Source organism: Methylobacterium sp. CM6244 (assembly GCF_054817885.1).
The window spans coordinates 4,501,287-4,518,057 of the sequence record NZ_CM139247.1 but is presented as its reverse complement, the minus strand read 5'-3'; the positions used below and the strand labels follow the sequence as shown (position 1 = coordinate 4,518,057).

The window sequence follows — 16,771 nt, the reverse complement described above, 5'->3', positions numbered from 1 at the left end:
CTGTCCCCTCCCCACAAGGGGGAGGGGAAGTGCGCTCCAAGCCCTGGCGCATCTCCGCGCTCATTTGCCGTCGGTCAGCGCGGGGTCGATGTAGCTCTTCACGTCCTGGGCGGTCTTGTAGACCTCGTACTTGACGTTGAAGGCGTCGGCGTAGCGGCTCGAGCCGTAGAGGGAGCCGAACCCGTCGGCATCCTTCATCACCTTGGCGCCCTCGGTGAGGGTGAGGAGCTTGGTGCCCTTGAGGAAGCGGGTGAAGGTAGGCGCGTCGATGCCGACCTTGGCCGCCATGATCGCCACCGCATCGCCCTGCGTCTTCGGGTCCTGGATATAGGCGACGACCTTGTTCCAGACGCCGACGAACTTGATCCACTCGGCCCGACGGCCCGACAGGCTGGCGGGCGAGACGGTGACCACGTCGTAGATCAGGCCCGGCTCGTCGGCGGAGGTGTAGAGCGGCTTGGCGCCGGCTGCGCCCTTCATCGCCTGTCCGGCGACGGGCTGCCACGCGCCGATGGCCGAGACGTCGCCGGAGGCGAGCACCTGCGGAGTCTCATTGGTCTTGGCGTTGACCAGGGTGACGTCCGCCTCCTTGAGGCCGAGCTTGGTCAGGCCGTTGATGAGGAGGAGATGCTCCACGAGGCCGACTTCGAGGCCGACCTTCTTGCCCTTGAGGTCGGCCAGTGCCTTCACGCCGGGCTTGCCGACGATCATGTCGTTGCCGTTGGAGTAATCGGTGAGCATGATCATGACGTTCTTGGCGCCGTTACCGCCCATCACCAGGGCATCGCCGTTGGTGCAGGTGACGGCGTCGAGCTTGCCGGCGGAGAACGCGTCCATGGAGGCCGAGTAATCGAACCACTCGAACTTCGCGTCGACCCCGGCCTCCTTCAGCCAGCCCTTCTCGATGGCGACCTGCCAGGCGACCCAGCCGGGCCAGTCGCTGTAGCCGATACGCAGGGGCTCGGCGGCATGCGCCACCGGGATGGAGGCGGAGGCCGTGAGGAGGCCCAGGGCAAGGGCGCAGCCCGTGACGGCCTTGCGTCCGGCGGTCAGGATCGTGGAAAGGTGCATCTGCATTCTCCGAACCGCGTAGTACGATCGCTGGAAATCGTAATACCGATCGGCTGATTGCCATACAAAACACGTGCCAGGACCAGTCCGGCATGCAGGAGGAAGGCGACATGGTGGGTAGCGAAGCGACGGAAGCGCCCCCCGAGGACGGCACGAACCCGGAGGAGGGAGTTGGCGGCCGGCGCAAGCCGGTGAGCCGGATCAGCCTGTCGCTTTCCGAGGATCTGCTCTGCGAGCTCGACACCATGGTGGGGGAGCGTGGCTTCGCCAGCCGCTCACAGGCCGTGGCGACGATTCTTCACCGCTCGCTCGTGGAGCACCGCCACAAGGTCGGCGACCGGGTGATGGTGGGCACGATCACACTGTTCTACGACCATCTCGCGCCGGGCGTGCAGCAGCGTTTGGCCGATCTGCAGCGGCGCTACATCGCTGAGGTCATTTCCTCTCTCCACGTCCATCTGATGAACAACCAGACCCTGGAAGTGGTGCTGGTGCAGGGGCCGGCGGCGACGCTGCAGACCATCGCCGACACGATGATCACCGAGCGCGGCGTCATCTCCGGGCGGCTGGAACTCGCGGCGGCGCTGATTCCGCCGATCCATCCGTTCCAGGGAGAGAAGGCCCCCTGACGAGGGGCCTCAGCTCTGCCAGACCCGGGGCATCGGCGCGCCACGGTAGCCCACCAGGATACGGGCGGCCGTCGCCCGCAGGGCATCGGGGTCGGCGCTCAAGAAACGGGCAACGAGGTGCCCGTTCCAGGCACTTGCCGCCACATCCACCCCTGTCGGTCCCAGACTGTCGAGATGGGCACGAAGCGGCTCCAGGCGGGATTCCGCGTCTGCCGAAACATCGAGCAGAGTCGCCATGGCGCGGGCGCCGCCGCCGAAAGCCGTCCGCTCCAGAAGGGCGGTGATCGGCCCGTCGAAGGCGACGGAATCCGCGTAGGTCAGACGCCCCGCGCGGCGGATGCGCCATGCATCCCGAAACAGGCCCGTTTCCATACGCTCATGGCGCGCCGTTCGCCCGAAGACCACCGCCTCGAAAGCGAGCAGCCGTGCCTCCGGCGCAAGGTCCACTTCGAACCGTCGCTCCAGCCGCGCGCGGTCGAACAGGATCGTCTCCTGCGGCAGCCAGTCGAGACCCGCGCCCTCGGCCAGGGTCGCGGTCGTCGTCACGCGGCTCGAGAGACCGTCGGACTTATAGATCTTCTCGGCGGCCGTCGTCGTGAGCACGAGATGCGCACCGGCATCGACCGTCGCCTCGACCCGGAAACCGTCGCCGCAGGCGATACCGCCGGCCGTGTTGAGCAGCACCGCCTCGCAGACACCCTCGCCATGGCGCGGCAGGCGCAGGCGCAACGGCCCGGCCTCCGAAAGATCGGCGATATGCGTGCCCGCCCCGTGGCGGACGACGCGCACGGCGACGCGCCCCTCCGAGCGCTGGCGCACCGGAACAATAGCGTGTGGGACGGTGTCGAGGCTCGGGAGGTCGGCCAATGGAAGGGGGTCCCGCGCGGAACCCTCAGGCCGGCCCTGTAGCGACCGGACGCGCGGGATCGACGCCCCATTCGGACCAGGACCCGTCGTACAGCGCACGGGGCGGGTGGCCCAGCGTCTCCAGGGCGAGCGAGACGATGGCCGCCGTGACGCCTGAACCGCAGGTGGTGATGACCGGCTTTGCCGGATCGACCCCGGCCTCGGCGAAGACCGCGCGCAGGGAATCGGCGTCCTTCAGCCGGCCGTCCGCCTGGAGCGCGGAATAATGGACGTTGCGGGCGCCCGGCATGTGGCCGGGACGTACGCCGGGGCGTGGCTCGGCCTCCTCGCCACGGAAGCGCGGGGCGGAACGGGCATCCACGACCTGCGCCGAACCGCTCTCCAGGGCGCGCGCGACATCGCCGGCATCGGCCACGGCGCCATGGTCCAGTCGCGCCGAGAAATGGCGCCGGTCGCGCCGGGGGCCGTCGCCATCCTCGGTCTTGCCGCCGGAGGCGAGCCAGGCCGGGAAACCGCCTTCCAGGATCTGGACGTCGCGCACGCCGAAGGTGCGCAGCATCCACCAGACCCGGGGTGCGGAGAACAGACCCATTCCGTCATAGACGATGATGTGCATGCCGTCGCCGATGCCGAGCTCGCGCATGCGCGAGGAGAAGACCTCCGGGCGGGGCAGCATGTGCGGCAGCGGCGACGTCTCGTCACTCATGGCATCGATATCGAAGCGGATCGCGCCGGGTATGTGCGCGGCCTGGTACTCGGCCTCGGCGTTCCTGCCTTGGGCGGGAAGATACCATGACGCATCCAGCACGATGATGCCCGGCGCGCCGAGACGCTCCTTGAGCCAGTCGGTCGTGACGAAGTGCGAAGGCGTCATGTTTTCTCGGTCCGTGGTGAGGGTCAGCGCCACTCAACCACATCCGCCCCCGGCTTGCACAGTCGGTGCGTTGAGGCGAAAGCTCACCGCATGACGAGCCGCAGCCACGAACCCCTTCCGGAGCGGACAGAATCGTGAGTCCCCGCGAGACGTTCCACATCGAGATTCTCGGCTCCGAGGACGAGGGAGAGGATCGCGTGCGCCAGCGCCTGTCGATCCGCGCGAGCGGGCCCGAGAGCGCCACGGAGCGCGCGCTCCTGCTGTTCGCACGGGCACGGGCACCGCAGCGCTCGGGCGGACCGGCCGAGGCGGTACGGGTCATCGACGGGGCGGGGACAGAGGTCTTCCACCGCACGCGTTTCGACGAGACCGCCTGACCATGCGCGTCCTCGCGGGCCTCGTTCTGATGCTTCTGTTCGCGGGGCTGTTCGTACGGAGCTACACATTGCCGCCCGCACCGGACCGGCGCGGCGGCACCACCATCGCCCTGGCCTGGCCGAATCGTGCCCTGTTCGGCAGCCCACGCGGAGATTGCGTCGGCGGCCCGGAGGACGAGGCGGTCATCGCCTGCCTGATCGGCTCCGTATCCCGCTTCCGGGCCGAGACGATACCCCTCGTCCAGCTCCCGTTCTGCGGCACCTGCTACGGCCTGTCCCAGACCCTCGCCTCCCTCGGCCGTGACGAGAAAGCGGTCCAGGCCAAGCTCGCCCAGATGGCGCGTTTCGGCTGGTAAGGCCGCACGTCCAGGCGCTCAGCGTATGGCTCAAGGCCGAGATTGACTTCGCAGGCGCGAAAGCGCATATCGCAGTTGCAGCGTCAGCGGCCGTGACAGGTTCGCTTGAGAGGGCTGCGTGACGGATCGCCGATTGCGCGTCAGCGCGACCCAAGCGACCTGAGCCCCTCTCTTCAAACGTGCATGCACCCGGATCGCCCCATCACGCGGGCGACCTCCAGCTCAACGGACCAGTCCCTTAGATTAAGACGGCCATCCTATCCGATGGCGTCCGGCCGGTCCCGCTGCCTGAAAGTCTACCCTTGACCCAATTTACCGATTTCGGCCTCGCTCAGCCCGTGCTGCGCGCCCTGGATGAGGCCGGCTACAAGACTCCGACCCCGATCCAGGCGCAGGCCCTGCGCCCCGCCATGGAAGGCCGCGACCTCTGCGGCATCGCCCAGACCGGCACCGGCAAGACTGCGGCCTTCGCGCTGCCGATCCTGCACCGCCTCGCCCAGAACCCGCGGAAGGCCATCCGCCGCGGCTGCCGCGTGCTGGTGCTCTCGCCCACCCGCGAACTCGCCAACCAGATCGCCGAGAGCTTCTCGGATTACGGCAAGCACCTGTCCTTCACCAACACCGTGGTGTTCGGCGGCGTCACCATCTCCCGCCAGGAGAAGGCGCTCGCCAACGGCGTCGACATCCTCGTCGCCACGCCGGGCCGCCTCATGGATCTCATCGAGCGTCGCTCGCTGACCCTCGAAGCCGTCGAGATCCTCGTCCTCGACGAGGCCGACCAGATGCTCGACCTCGGCTTCATCCACGCCCTCAAGCGCATCGTGAAGATGCTGCCGAAGGAGCGCCAGAGCCTGTTCTTCTCGGCGACCATGCCGAAGAACATCGCGGGCCTCGCCGACCAGTACCTGCGTGACCCGGTCCAGGTGGCCGTGACTCCCGTGGCGACGACGGCCGAGCGTGTGACGCAGGAGGTCATCTTCGCCCATACCGGTGCGAAGCAGGCCCTGCTGAACCACATCCTGCGCGACCCCGCCATCGAACGCGTCCTGGTCTTCACCCGCACCAAGCACGGCGCAGACCGGGTCGTGCGCGGCCTGGAGAAGGTCGGGATCAACGCCTCGGCCATTCACGGCAACAAGTCCCAGCCGCAGCGCGAGCGTGCTCTCGCCGCGTTCAAGGACGGGTCCTGCCGCGTTCTGGTGGCCACCGACATCGCCGCCCGCGGCATCGACGTCGAGGCGGTGAGCCACGTCATCAACTACGATCTCCCCAACGTCCCCGAGAGCTACGTCCACCGCATCGGCCGCACCGCGCGCGCCGGTGCGAACGGGCTCGCCATCTCGTTCTGCAACGACGAGGAGAAGGCCTACCTTCGGGATATCGAGCGTACCACGCGCCAGAAAATTCCCGTCGGCGCCTTCCCCGAGGGCTTCAACCCGCCGACCCGCCAGGAAGCGGCTGAAGCCGCGCAGGCCGAGGAGCGTCGTCCGGCGCCCCAGGGCCAGCGTCCCGGCCAGCGCCAGGGTCAGCGTCCAGGCGGCGGACGCCCCGGCTTCGGCGGTCGTCCCGGCGGCGGTCGCGGCGGCGAGAGCCGTGGCGGCCAGCCCGGCGGTCCGGCCCGTTCCGGCCGTCCGCAGGAAGGCCGCGGCGATCGTCCGGCGGAAGGGCAGGGCCGTGGCCCCCGTCTCGACCAGCGCGGTGACACCCGCGCTCCGCGCCAGGGTGAACGCCCGCGCAGCGGCGGCGGCGGCGGCGGCGGCAATGCCGCCGGCGAAGGTCGCGCCATCGGCTGGCTCGACCGCTTCCCGCGTTCCTGATCCGAATCGATCCCAGACGGGCGAGTTCGCTCGACACGACGCCGCCCCGGACCGTCCGGGGCGGCGTTTTCGTTTGAGCCCAAGGCCGGGACGGATATTGCTTACGGACGATCCCGCGCCATCTCAGCCTCTGGCGGGCATCTCCGCGAGGGAGGCATGGGCATGCGTTTCGAACTGTACCGGGATTCGAGTGGCGACTGGCGCTGGCGCCTCCGAGTCACGAACGGGAACGTCATCGCCGATTCGGCCGAGGGCTATGCCCGCAGGGAAGATTGCGAGCATGGCATCACCCTGGTGAAGGGTTCGGCCGATGCCAGCATCGTCGACATGACGTTGAAGATCGCCTGACCCGTCCACGCAAAGCCACCGACGCGGAGACCCCGCCCGCGAAGGCCGTTCCCGGGAAGGTTGCCGTTAAGCTTGCCGACGGAGGGCATGAAACGGTTTGCCGATTCTGTGCGTTCGGCTGACGGCCAAGCATGCATTCCTTCGCATGCCGTCGTATCATCACCGTCGTTCGATCACTCGAGGAGTCATGAACGTGTTGAGAAAACTCCTTCTGGCCGCCTTGCTGGCCCTGGGCTTCGCCGCCCTGGCCCCCCAGGGCGCCTCGGCCGCGCCCATCGGCCCGGTCTCGGCCCTTCAGAGCGAGGCCGCACCGGCCGTCGCCGAGAAGGCGCAGTACTACTATCGCCGGCCGTATTACCGTCGCCCGTTCTACGGTCGTCCTTACTACGCCCGTCCGTATTACCGTCGGCCGTACTTCGCGCCGCGTCCGTTCTACCGCCGGCCGTTTTACGGTCCGCGCCGGTTCTACGGCCCGCGTCGCTTCTACTACTAAGTCGGTCACGCCGGTCGGTTTCGAGGCCCGGTCGTCCCACTAGGGACGGCCGGGCTTTTTCTTGACCTGATGCCCCTTGTCGGCCGATGCAGGAGACCAAGCGACGTCTCGGACGAACGAAGGCGGCGCAACGAGGATGGGTGGAGACCGGAATGGGCGAGACCAGCGACCCGCGCGGCGACCTCACGGTGCGCACCATCGCCATGCCGGCCGACACCAACGCCAATGGCGACATCTTCGGCGGCTGGGTGATGTCGCAGATGGACCAGGCCGGCGGAATTGCCGGTGTCGACCAGGCCCAAGGCCGCGTGGTCACGGTGGCGGTCGACGCGATGACCTTCATTCGTCCGGTACGGGTGGGCGATGTGCTCTGCGTCTACACCCGAGTAGAGAGTGTCGGCCGCACGTCCATGAAGATCCAGGTCGAAGCCTGGGCGCGCCGCTTCCGCACCAAGCTGCGCGAGAAGGTCACCGAGGCGACCTTCACCTTCGTCGCCATCGACGATGACGGGCGCCCGCGTCGGCTTCCCAAACCGGAGCCGGAACAGGGAATGTGAGCCCTGAACCGGCCCTAGGGTTCGGCTCGCAGCTCAGACGTTCGGCGGTGCCACGCGCTGGCGCAGGCCGGTGATCACCGCCTTCAGAATATCCGAATCGAGATGATCGCCCGTGACCGAGCGAACGGTTTCGATCCGGTCGTGGATGAAGGCGAGCTTGGCGATGACGGCCGGTGTCAGCTTGAAGGGATAGAGCGCCGGCTGCCCCATGCTGCGGCTCAAGGAATTCACCGCATAGGTCAGCGGCAACCAGGCCGAGATCAGGCGATCGAGGTCTGGCGACTGATACGGATCGAAATCGATCACGACGGGGTCCGGCGCGCCGTTGCGCAGGCGAGGCCGCACGTGCAGTTCGAACGTGCTCGCCGTCTCCACCGTGTCGACGATGTGGAGGTAATGCGCCCAGGTCTCGGCGAAATCCTCCCATGGGTGGCTGGTGGCATAGGCGCTGACGTAGGATTCCTGCCAGTCCGCCGGCGCGCCTTGGGCATAGTAACGCTGCAGGGCCATGCCGTAGCTGGCACGCTCGTCGCCGAACAGGTCACGGAACGACCAGATGCTCTGATCGTAGCGGATCAGGACGTTCCAGAAATAATGCCCGATCTCGTGGCGGAAATGGCCAAGGAGCGTGCGGTAATACTCCCCGAACAGCATCCTGCGCCGTTCGCGCTCGACATCGTCCGCCTCGGCGATGTTCAGGGTGATGAGGCCGCTGCGATGCCCGGTGAGCACGGGGGGGCCGACGCTGTAACTCTCGGCGGGGTCGACGAGGAAGTCGAAGGCCAGACCGGTGGCGGGGTTCTCGTCCCGTGTCATCAGGGGCAGGTCGAGGCGAAGCAGCGAGTAGAACAACCGGTGCTTGGCGGCCTCGATCTGGCGCCAGCGCGTCAGATTCCAGGCAAGGGCCAGGTCCGGCACCACCCTGTTGTGCCGACAGCAAGTACAGTACCGGTCTGGACTGTCATCGGGCAGCAGCCAATTGCAGGCGCTGAACTCGGCATTTGCACAGAAGCGGTACTTCCGGCCCGGATCGGCATAGGCGTGCCAGACCGTCCCGGAGGGCTCCAGGGCGGAAATCTCGTGGGTGCCGCAGACATAGCCGAGCCGCCGCTGACAGCTCTCGCATTCCGTACTCTCGAAACTCGCCGGCTGGTTGCAAGCCTGGCACTGAAAGATCTTCATGGGCCGGCCGGGCCCGCACTCTGGGCGCCGGCATATGCGTGAGGGAACGCTTCGCGGCGAAGCCCCGCGTCACGATGCACGGAATTTGCTTTCTGCTCGACGGCGGGCAGCGTCGCCATGCCGTCTGTCTGAACTGCCAGGGCCAATCTGCTCACGTGATGAACGTCGTCACCTCCCATCGCCCGGTAGGGCAACGCCGCTGTAGACTAGCACCGATTTCGACTGCCGTCGGCGGCGATCACAGCCTATGGTCATTCGGCCTCAAAACGCCGATGACAACCGTGGGGCGCTTCGGTGATGCGCTCCGGTTTCCCGCCACCGCCGCGCGTCCGCCGCGCGCCCGGTCTCACGTCCGAACCAGCGGGAGTCCCCGTGTCCATTAAAGCCGCTCTGCACCACGTCACTCACTACAAGTACGATCGGCCGATCCAGCTCGGACCGCAGGTGATCCGCCTGCGCCCCGCGCCGCATACGCGCTCGACCGTGCCGGCCTATTCCCTCAAGATCCTGCCGGAGAACCACTTCATCAACTGGCAGCAGGACCCGAACGGGAACTGGCTCGCCCGTCTGGTCTTCCCCGAGCGGACCACCGAATTGAAGATCGAGGTCGATTTGACCGCCGAGATGGCGGTCATCAACCCGTTCGATTTCTTCGTCGAGGATTATGCCCAGACCCGCCCCTTCGCTTACGAGAGCGACCTGACCGCGGAGCTGAAGCCTTATCTCGTCACCGACGACGCGGTGGGCCCCGAGATCGACGCCCTGCTCGAGCGGCTGCCGGAACAGCCCAACACCGTGCTCTTCCTCGTGGCCCTCAACGCCATGATCGCTTCCGAGATCACCTACGGCGTCCGCATGGAGCCCGGTGTCCAGACACCGTCCGAGACGCTGACACTGAAGAGCGGCTCCTGCCGCGATTCCGCTTGGCTCCTGGTCCAGGTGCTGCGCCGCATCGGCCTCGCCGCGCGCTTCGTCTCCGGCTACCTGATCCAGCTCGTTCCCGACACCACCGCCGTCGACGGGCCGGCGGGCACCAGCACGGACTTCACCGATCTTCATGCCTGGGCCGAGGTCTACCTGCCGGGTGCCGGCTGGATCGGCCTCGACGCCACGTCGGGCCTCCTCTGCGGCGAGGGCCATATCCCCCTTGCCGCCACCCCGCATTATCAATCCGCCGCGCCGATTTCCGGCCTCGCCGAACCCGCCGAGGTGGAGTTCGGCTTCGAGATGACGGTGACTCGCGTGGCGGAAGCCCCGCGCATCACGAAGCCCTTCTCCGAGGAGGTCTGGGCCAAGATGGATGCGCTGGGCGAGCGGATCGACCTCGATCTCGCCGAACAGGACGTGCGCCTGACCATGGGCGGCGAGCCGACCTTCGTCTCCATCGACGATTTCGAATCGGCGGAGTGGAACGCCGCCGCCGTGGGGCCGACCAAGCGCGGCCTCGCCGACAAGCTGATCCGGCGCCTGCGCACCCGCTTCGGACCGGGCGGCATGCTGCATTACGGCCAGGGCAAATGGTATCCGGGCGAGAGCCTGCCGCGCTGGGCCTTCGCCCTGTACTGGCGCCGGGACGGCAAGCCGATCTGGAGCAATCCCGACCTCGTCGCCAAGGAGGACGGCCCGCGTGACGCCACCTCCAGCAAGGCGAAGGCGCTGATCGACGGCGTCGCCAAGCGCCTCGGCCTCGAAACCTACGTGTTCCCCGCCTTCGAAGACCCGATCTATTGGGAGGAGAAGCGGGAGGAGCTGCCGATCAACGTCACCACCTCCGACGCCAAGTTTCCGAACCCCGAGACCAATGCCCGTATCGCGCGGGTGTTCGAGCGCGGCCTCGGCGAGGCCGCCGGCTATGCTCTTCCCCTGGCGAGCCTGCCCATGGGTAAGGACGATCCCGACGACCGTCGCTGGATCTCGGAGCCCTGGGAGTTCCGCCGTACCCACGCCTTCCTGACACCGGGTGATTCGCCGGTCGGATATCGCCTGCCCCTGAGCTCGCTGCCCTTCGTGCCGCCGGAGCATTACCCCTATTATCAGCCACAGGATCCGCTGGAGGAGCGGGGCGTGCTCCCCGAAGGTCATCCCGGCACGAAGACCGAGAACGGATCGGGCGTCACCGGCGTCGCCGTGCGCACCGCCCTGGCGGTCGAGCCCCGGGATGGGGTTCTGCGGGTGTTCATGCCGCCGCTGCAGCGTGTGGACGAGTATCTCGAACTCATCGGTCATCTCGAGGCCGTCGCCGCCGAACTGAAGCAGCCCCTGCATATCGAGGGCTACGAGCCGCCGTTCGATCCGCGCCTCAACGTCATCAAGGTCACCCCCGATCCGGGCGTGATCGAGGTCAACGTGCATCCCGCGACCTCGTGGCGCGAGGCCGTCACCATCACGAGCGAGCTCTACGAGGATGCCCGCCAGATCCGCCTCGGCGCACAGAAATTCATGACCGACGGCCGCCATACCGGCACCGGCGGCGGCAACCACGTGGTGCTCGGCGGTGCCACCCCGGCGGATTCTCCGTTCCTGCGCCGGCCCGACCTGCTGAAGAGCCTCGTGCTCTACTGGCAGCGCCACCCCTCGCTCTCCTACCTGTTCGCCGGGCTCTATATCGGCCCGACGAGCCAGGCCCCGCGCATGGACGAGGCCCGGCACGACGGGCTCTACGAACTCGAGATCGCCCTTGCGCAGGTGCCGAAACCCGACGAGCCCAACATCCCGCGCTGGCTCGTGGACCGGATCTTCCGCAACATCCTCGTGGACGTCACCGGCAATACCCACCGTTCCGAGATCTGCATCGACAAGCTCTACTCCCCGGACGGCCCCACCGGTCGCCTCGGCCTCCTGGAGTTCCGCTCCTTCGAGATGCCGCCGGACCCGCGCATGAGCCTCGCCCAGCAATTGCTGCTGCGGGCCATCGTCGCCTGGGCCTGGCGCGAACCGCAGGAAGGCGGCTGTGTCCGTTGGGGCACGGGCCTGCACGATCGCTTCATGCTGCCCCACTTCCTTTGGACGGATTTCCTCGGCGTGCTGGAAGACCTCCGCCAAGCCGGTTACGACTTCGACCCGGCGGCGTTCCAGGCTCAGTACGAGTTCCGCTTCCCGGTCTTCGGGACGGTGGAACAGGGCGGCGTCAAGCTGGAACTGCGGCAGGCATTGGAGCCCTGGCACGTGCTGGGCGAAGAGGGGTCGATCGGTGGAACGGTGCGGTACGTGGACAGCTCGGTGGAGCGTCTGCAGGTCAAGGTCGAAGGCTTCGTCCCCGGCCGCCACATCATCAGCTGCAACGGCCGGCGCCTTCCGATGACCGGCACCGGCACGGTGGGCGAAGCGGTGGCGGGCCTGCGCTTCAAGGCGTGGCAGCCGGCCTCCTCGATGCACCCGACGATCCCGGCGCATTCGCCCCTCACCATCGACATCCTCGATGCGTGGAGCGGACGCTCGATCGGCGGCTGCCGCTACCATGTCAGCCATCCCGGCGGCCGAAACTACGAGACCTTCCCGGTGAACACCTACGAGGCCGAGGGCCGGCGGCTCGCACGCTTCCAGGCCCATGGCCACACGCCCGGCAAGGTCGAGATGCCGGTCGAGGAGATCAGCCGCGAGTACCCGCTCACGCTCGACCTCAGGACACCCGCACCCAGATGACGGATATGGCCGAGGCGCAAGCCGGAGGACGGGCGAAGCGTCTTGCGCGCTGGACCTCGGACTACCAGCCTCGGCCCGGTATCCCGGACGAGTTCGTGGGGGCGGGAGGCGCGCATCTCGGTGCCTGGCCCCGCCTGCTGGACCGGCTCGGGACCCTGAGCGGAACCGAGATCACCACCCGCTTCGCCTCGGCGGAGCGGCATATCCGCGATACCGGGATCTCCTACCGGATCTACGGCGACCAGCGCGAGCATGCCTGGCCACTGAGTTCCCTCCCTCTCGTGATCGAGAGCGCCGAATGGCGCGCCCTCAGCACCGGCATCGTCCAGCGCGCGGAGCTGATGGAAACCATCATCTCCGACATCTACGGCCCCGGCCGGATGGTGTCGGAGGGCGTGCTGCCGGCTGCCCTCGTGGCCGGCAGCCCGGAATTCCTGCGACCGCTCTCAGGGGTGAAGCCGCCCGGCGGGCGCTGGCTCAAACTCTACGCCGCCGATATCGGCCGGGGGCCGGACGGGCGCTGGCGTGTCCTCGCCGACAGGACGCAGGCTCCCTCCGGTCCCGGCTACGCGCTGGAGAACCGGATGGTGCTCACCCGCGCCTTCCCGGACCTCTATGCCGACCTCCATGTCGAGCGCCTCGCCCCGTTCTTCCAGGCGTTTCGCGACGGGCTGGTCATGGGCGCGCAGCGGAGCGACCCGCGCATCGGCCTTCTCACCTCCGGGCCGTTGAGCTCCACCTATGTCGAGCAGGCGGCGCTCGCGCGCTATCTCGGCCTGCTGCTGGTGGAGGGTGACGACCTCGTGATGCAGGACGGCGCGCTCCACGTGCGCACCGTCTCCGGGCTGAAGCGCACCGACGTGCTGTGGCGGCGCATCGATTCCGACTATGTCGACCCGCTCGAACTGAACCCGGCCTCGCGCCTCGGCATCTCCGGAGTACTGGAGGCTCTGCGCAACGGCAGTCTCGTCGTCGGCAACATGCCGGGGTCCGGCATCCTCGAATCGGGTGCGCTGGGCGCCTACCTGCCGCGCATCGCCCGCTACTTCCTCGGCACCGATCTCAGCCTCGAAGGGCTGAAGAGTTGGTGGTGCGGCGATCCCGACGCGCTCGCGCATGTCCGCGACAACCTCGAACACCTCAACCTCCGGCCGGTGGCGACGCCGACCAAGGGGATGGGTCGCGACGCCATCCTCGGACCGCACGCGATCGTCGCCGAGCGCGAGCGCGTGGTGGCGGCCCTGCGCGACAGGCCCTTCGACTACATCGCCCAGGAACAGGCGCCGCTTTCGACCATGCCGGGCTGGGAGCGTCGAGAGGACGGGATGCGCCTCGTGCCCCGTCCCTTCGTCCTGCGGGTCTTCGCGGCGGCGACGCCGGACGGCTGGCGCGTGATGCCGGGCGGCTTCTGCCGCATCTCGGAGCGGCCCGACGTGAACCCGATCGAGATGCGGGCCGGGATCAAATCGGCGGATGTCTGGGTCCTCTCGGACCGTCCGGTCGAACCGGTCTCGCTGATGCATCCGGGCGCGCCCAGGGTTCGCCGCATCGCCGGGCACCTGCCGTCTCGCGCGGCCGACAACCTGTTCTGGTTCGGCCGCTACGTCGAGCGGGCGGAGGCGGTGATCCGCCTCGTCATCGCCCATCTCGGCAGCGTCGGGAACGCGGTGATCGCCGACATGGCGGGCGACGAGACGGCGCCGACGGCCCTGCGGATCCGCGCCCTGCTCGACGAATGGGGCGCCATCGAAGCGCCCGACCTGCCGACGGCCAAGCTCGCGCAGGAAGCCCTAAGCGGACGCCTCACCTACGGCTCGGCCCTCTCGCACAGCGTGTCGGCACGCCATAACGCGGCCTCCCTACGCGAAAGGCTCTCCAGCGAGGCATGGCGCGTGCTCGCCGACCTGAAGGATCTCCTGGAACTCGACGAGGCGAAGGAACTGGCCGAAGCCGAGCTCCTCGGCCTGGCGGAGCGTGCCCTCAGCCACATCGCCGCCCTGGCCGGTCTCGCCCAGGAGAACATGAACCGGACCGCCGGCTGGCACTTCGTCGATCTCGGACGCCGGATCGAGCGGGCGATCAACACCTGCTCCTTCGCCGCCAGTTTCGCCGGGGACGAGGCGACAGCCGAGGATCTCGGGGTCATGCTGTCCCTGTGCGACTCGCACGTCTCGTTCGGCGCGCGCTACATGCAGGGCGTGGCGATCGACCCAGTACGCGACATGGTGCTCCTCGACCCGTTCAACCCGCGCTCCGTCGCGTTCCAGGTGGAAGCGATCTGCCGGCATCTCGCCGACCTGCCGGTGTTGCGCGTCGACGGCCTACCGGAGACGCACCAGCGCCTCGCTCTCAAGCTGGCCGCCGAATTCACCACCGGCGAAGCATCGGAACTCGACGGCGCCGCCCTGACGCGCCTGGAGAACGCCTTCGAGGGCCTCGCCGACGCGATCGTCACCCGCTACTTCCCCAACGGCCCGCACGCCATGCGTCCGGAGAAGCTCGTGGGGCTCGCGTGATCTATACGCTGCGCCACCTCACCACCTACCGCTACGGCAAGCCCGTCCGTTACGCCCGCTGCTCCCTGCGGCTTCAGCCGCGGGACGGGGAGGGGCAGAGTGTCCTGTCCAGTGAGTTGACGATTTCGCCGGCTCCGCAAACCCGCACGGTGCGGCGCGACTATTTCGGCCTCGACGTGGTGACCTTCCTGATCGACACGCCGCATAACGAGTTGCGGGTCGAAGCCCTGTCGCGGGTCAAGGTGGAGCGTCCGCCGCTGCCGCCGCCCGAATCCGGCATGGCATGGGAATCGGTGCGCGACGCAGCGATTTCCGGGCGGTCGATGGCGCCCGACGCCCCCGTGCATTTCGTGTTCCCGAGCGTCAGGGTTCCCCTCGACCCGGACGTGACCGACTATGCGCGGGCGAGTTTCACACCCGGTCGTAGCGCATATGGCGGAGCCGTCGACCTGATGCGGCGCATGCGTGCGGACTTCAAATTCGACGCGAAGGCCACAACGGTTCACACGCCCCTCGCCAAGGCCTTCGCCCTCAAGGCCGGGGTGTGCCAGGATTTCGCGCATATCATGATCGCCGGCCTGCGCGGGCTCGGCCTGCCGGCGGCCTATGTCAGCGGCTACATCCGCACGATCCCCCCCGCCGGCCGGCCGCGCCTGCGCGGCGCCGATGCCAGCCATGCCTGGGTCTCGGTCTGGTGCGGGGATGGCTGGATCGGCCTCGATCCCACCAACAATATCGGCGCCTGCGACGACCACATCGTGGTGGCGCGGGGCCGCGACTACACCGACGTCTCGCCCATCGACGGCATCGTCTCCTCTTCCGGCCCGCAGAAGCTCAAGGTCGAGGTGGATGTGATCCCGGACGGCGAAGCGATGCCGGAATCGGCGGGCGAGCCGGAAACCGAAACGGCCTGATTTCGAGCATTGTCCCGCGCGATCCCTAGGTGCCACAGCGAAGCGAGCGCCTCGACGGAGGCCGCCGGGGAACGCCGAGCGTCGAGGCCTTCAAGGAACGCCGCGTGTCATGGAGGCCTCGTCGGTCCCTCAGGATGAGGTCGCGAGACGGAATGGGTTCCGTCGATTCCTACGCCGGAGTCCGCTTCTCGACGATCGTCGTCTCGATGATCGTGTCCGGCTCGTAGAGCCAGCGCGCCATGGCCCCGGCCATCACGGCACCGAGCACCGGTGCCAGCCAGAACAGCCAAAGCTGGCCCATCGCCTCGGCCCCCGCGAACAGGGCCGGACCGGTGCTACGCGCAGGATTGACGGAGGTGTTGGTGATCGGGATCGAGATGAGGTGGATCAGCACCAGGGCAAAGCCGATGGGAATACCGGCAAATCCGGTGGCGGCGCCCTTCGATGTCGTCCCGATGATGATGAACAGGAAGAAGAAGGTCGCGAGAACCTCCACGAGGAAGCAGGAGAGCAATCCATACTTGCCTGGGCTGAGGTCGCCGTAGCCATTCGAGGCAAAGCCGCCGGGCACCCATCCAGCCTTGCCGGAGGCGATGAGGTAGAGCACGCCGGCACCGAACACGGCTCCGACGACCTGCGCCACGATGTAGGGAATCACGTGGTGGTCGGCGCAACGGCCGGCTGACCACAGGCCGACGGTGACGGCGGGATTGAAATGGCCGCCCGAAATGTGCCCGACGGCGTAGGCCATCGTCAGGACAGTCAGCCCGAAGGCGAAGGCCACCCCGAGAAATCCGATCCCTAATTCGGGATAGGCCGCTGAAACGACGGCTGCGCCGCAGCCACCGAAAGTCAGCCAGAATGTTCCAAAAAATTCAGCGGTCGCTCGCCGGATCGTATCATGCGTCATGACAATCTCCGCCCAAATGCAAAGGGACGACAATCCGATATTCACGACCGAAGAATCGACCCGATAATCAATATTCGCACGGATAGACTAGTTTTCATCCAGAAACTTCGCAATCACCAATTCGGTGCTACCGAGACCATCACCCTGTGATGTCTCGCCTCCGTATCCGGAAACCCGGCGCGGCCCCATTCCTCTCGTATGCTGGATGACTTGCCGGC

At 67.6% G+C, this 16,771-nt stretch carries 15 protein-coding genes; 10 read left to right on the top strand and 5 right to left on the bottom strand.

What is annotated here, in order from left to right; genetic code table 11:
* Nucleotides 1–60 precede the first annotated feature (60 nt).
* Nucleotides 61–1,077, bottom strand: coding sequence for an ABC transporter substrate-binding protein (locus ACYQML_RS21170; RefSeq protein ID WP_461233954.1), 1,017 nt, complete (start codon nt 1,075–1,077; stop codon nt 61–63).
* Between the two features lie 86 nt (nt 1,078–1,163).
* On the opposite strand from ACYQML_RS21170, the gene nikR reads away from it, so the two are divergent.
* Entirely contained in the window at nt 1,164–1,700 is a 537-nt protein-coding gene (nikR, locus tag ACYQML_RS21165) for a nickel-responsive transcriptional regulator NikR (RefSeq protein WP_244483691.1), read from the top strand.
* A gap of 9 nt (nt 1,701–1,709) precedes the next feature.
* Here nikR and ACYQML_RS21160 read toward each other — a convergent pair whose 3' ends face one another.
* Together ACYQML_RS21160 and sseA are read right to left on the bottom strand one after the other, a co-directional pair.
* A complete protein-coding gene (locus ACYQML_RS21160; RefSeq protein WP_461233953.1) occupies nt 1,710–2,567 on the bottom strand; it encodes an urease accessory protein UreD in 858 nt (285 codons plus the stop codon).
* A 25-nt stretch (nt 2,568–2,592) separates the two neighbouring features.
* Nucleotides 2,593–3,441, bottom strand: a complete 849-nt coding sequence (sseA, locus tag ACYQML_RS21155) for a 3-mercaptopyruvate sulfurtransferase (RefSeq protein ID WP_461233952.1) — start codon at nt 3,439–3,441, stop codon at nt 2,593–2,595.
* Nucleotides 3,442–3,575: 134 nt separating this feature from the next.
* Between sseA and ACYQML_RS21150 the strand changes: the two genes are divergently transcribed.
* From ACYQML_RS21150 to yciA, 6 genes are all read left to right on the top strand, one after another.
* Nucleotides 3,576–3,818: a hypothetical protein gene (locus ACYQML_RS21150; protein WP_207411420.1), complete on the top strand. Its 243-nt coding sequence runs from the start codon at nt 3,576–3,578 to the stop codon at nt 3,816–3,818.
* A 2-nt stretch (nt 3,819–3,820) separates the two neighbouring features.
* The gene (locus ACYQML_RS21145; RefSeq protein WP_461233951.1) at nt 3,821–4,174 is read left to right on the top strand and encodes a hypothetical protein; all 354 of its coding nucleotides are present in this window, start codon (nt 3,821–3,823) and stop codon (nt 4,172–4,174) included.
* A gap of 302 nt (nt 4,175–4,476) precedes the next feature.
* On the top strand, nt 4,477–5,991 hold the full coding sequence (locus tag ACYQML_RS21140; protein ID WP_461233950.1) for a DEAD/DEAH box helicase: 1,515 nt from the start codon (nt 4,477–4,479) through the stop codon (nt 5,989–5,991).
* A gap of 162 nt (nt 5,992–6,153) precedes the next feature.
* Entirely contained in the window at nt 6,154–6,339 is a 186-nt protein-coding gene (locus tag ACYQML_RS21135) for a YegP family protein (RefSeq protein ID WP_056433746.1), read from the top strand.
* 193 nt (nt 6,340–6,532) lie between these two features.
* A complete protein-coding gene (locus ACYQML_RS21130; RefSeq protein ID WP_056433743.1) occupies nt 6,533–6,832 on the top strand; it encodes a hypothetical protein in 300 nt (99 codons plus the stop codon).
* Between the two features lie 152 nt (nt 6,833–6,984).
* Nucleotides 6,985–7,389, top strand: a complete 405-nt coding sequence (yciA, locus tag ACYQML_RS21125) for an acyl-CoA thioester hydrolase YciA (protein WP_056433429.1) — start codon at nt 6,985–6,987, stop codon at nt 7,387–7,389.
* 33 nt (nt 7,390–7,422) lie between these two features.
* Here yciA and ACYQML_RS21120 read toward each other — a convergent pair whose 3' ends face one another.
* Nucleotides 7,423–8,571, bottom strand: a complete 1,149-nt coding sequence (locus tag ACYQML_RS21120; protein ID WP_056433426.1) for a zinc-binding metallopeptidase family protein — start codon at nt 8,569–8,571, stop codon at nt 7,423–7,425.
* A 372-nt stretch (nt 8,572–8,943) separates the two neighbouring features.
* On the opposite strand from ACYQML_RS21120, the gene ACYQML_RS21115 reads away from it, so the two are divergent.
* The 3 genes from ACYQML_RS21115 to ACYQML_RS21105 are packed head-to-tail and all read left to right on the top strand — an operon-like array spanning nt 8,944 to nt 15,643.
* Complete coding sequence (locus ACYQML_RS21115; RefSeq protein ID WP_461233949.1) at nt 8,944–12,213, top strand: transglutaminase family protein; 3,270 nt, start codon at nt 8,944–8,946, stop codon at nt 12,211–12,213.
* Nucleotides 12,210–14,729: a circularly permuted type 2 ATP-grasp protein gene (locus tag ACYQML_RS21110; RefSeq protein WP_461233948.1), complete on the top strand. Its 2,520-nt coding sequence runs from the start codon at nt 12,210–12,212 to the stop codon at nt 14,727–14,729. Before ACYQML_RS21115 ends, ACYQML_RS21110 begins: the two co-directional genes overlap by 4 nt.
* A complete protein-coding gene (locus tag ACYQML_RS21105) occupies nt 14,726–15,643 on the top strand; it encodes a transglutaminase family protein (RefSeq protein WP_419952450.1) in 918 nt (305 codons plus the stop codon). Before ACYQML_RS21110 ends, ACYQML_RS21105 begins: the two co-directional genes overlap by 4 nt.
* 169 nt (nt 15,644–15,812) lie before the next feature.
* Here ACYQML_RS21105 and aqpZ read toward each other — a convergent pair whose 3' ends face one another.
* On the bottom strand, nt 15,813–16,553 hold the full coding sequence (aqpZ, locus tag ACYQML_RS21100; RefSeq protein WP_461233947.1) for an aquaporin Z: 741 nt from the start codon (nt 16,551–16,553) through the stop codon (nt 15,813–15,815).
* Nucleotides 16,554–16,771 lie beyond the last annotated feature (218 nt).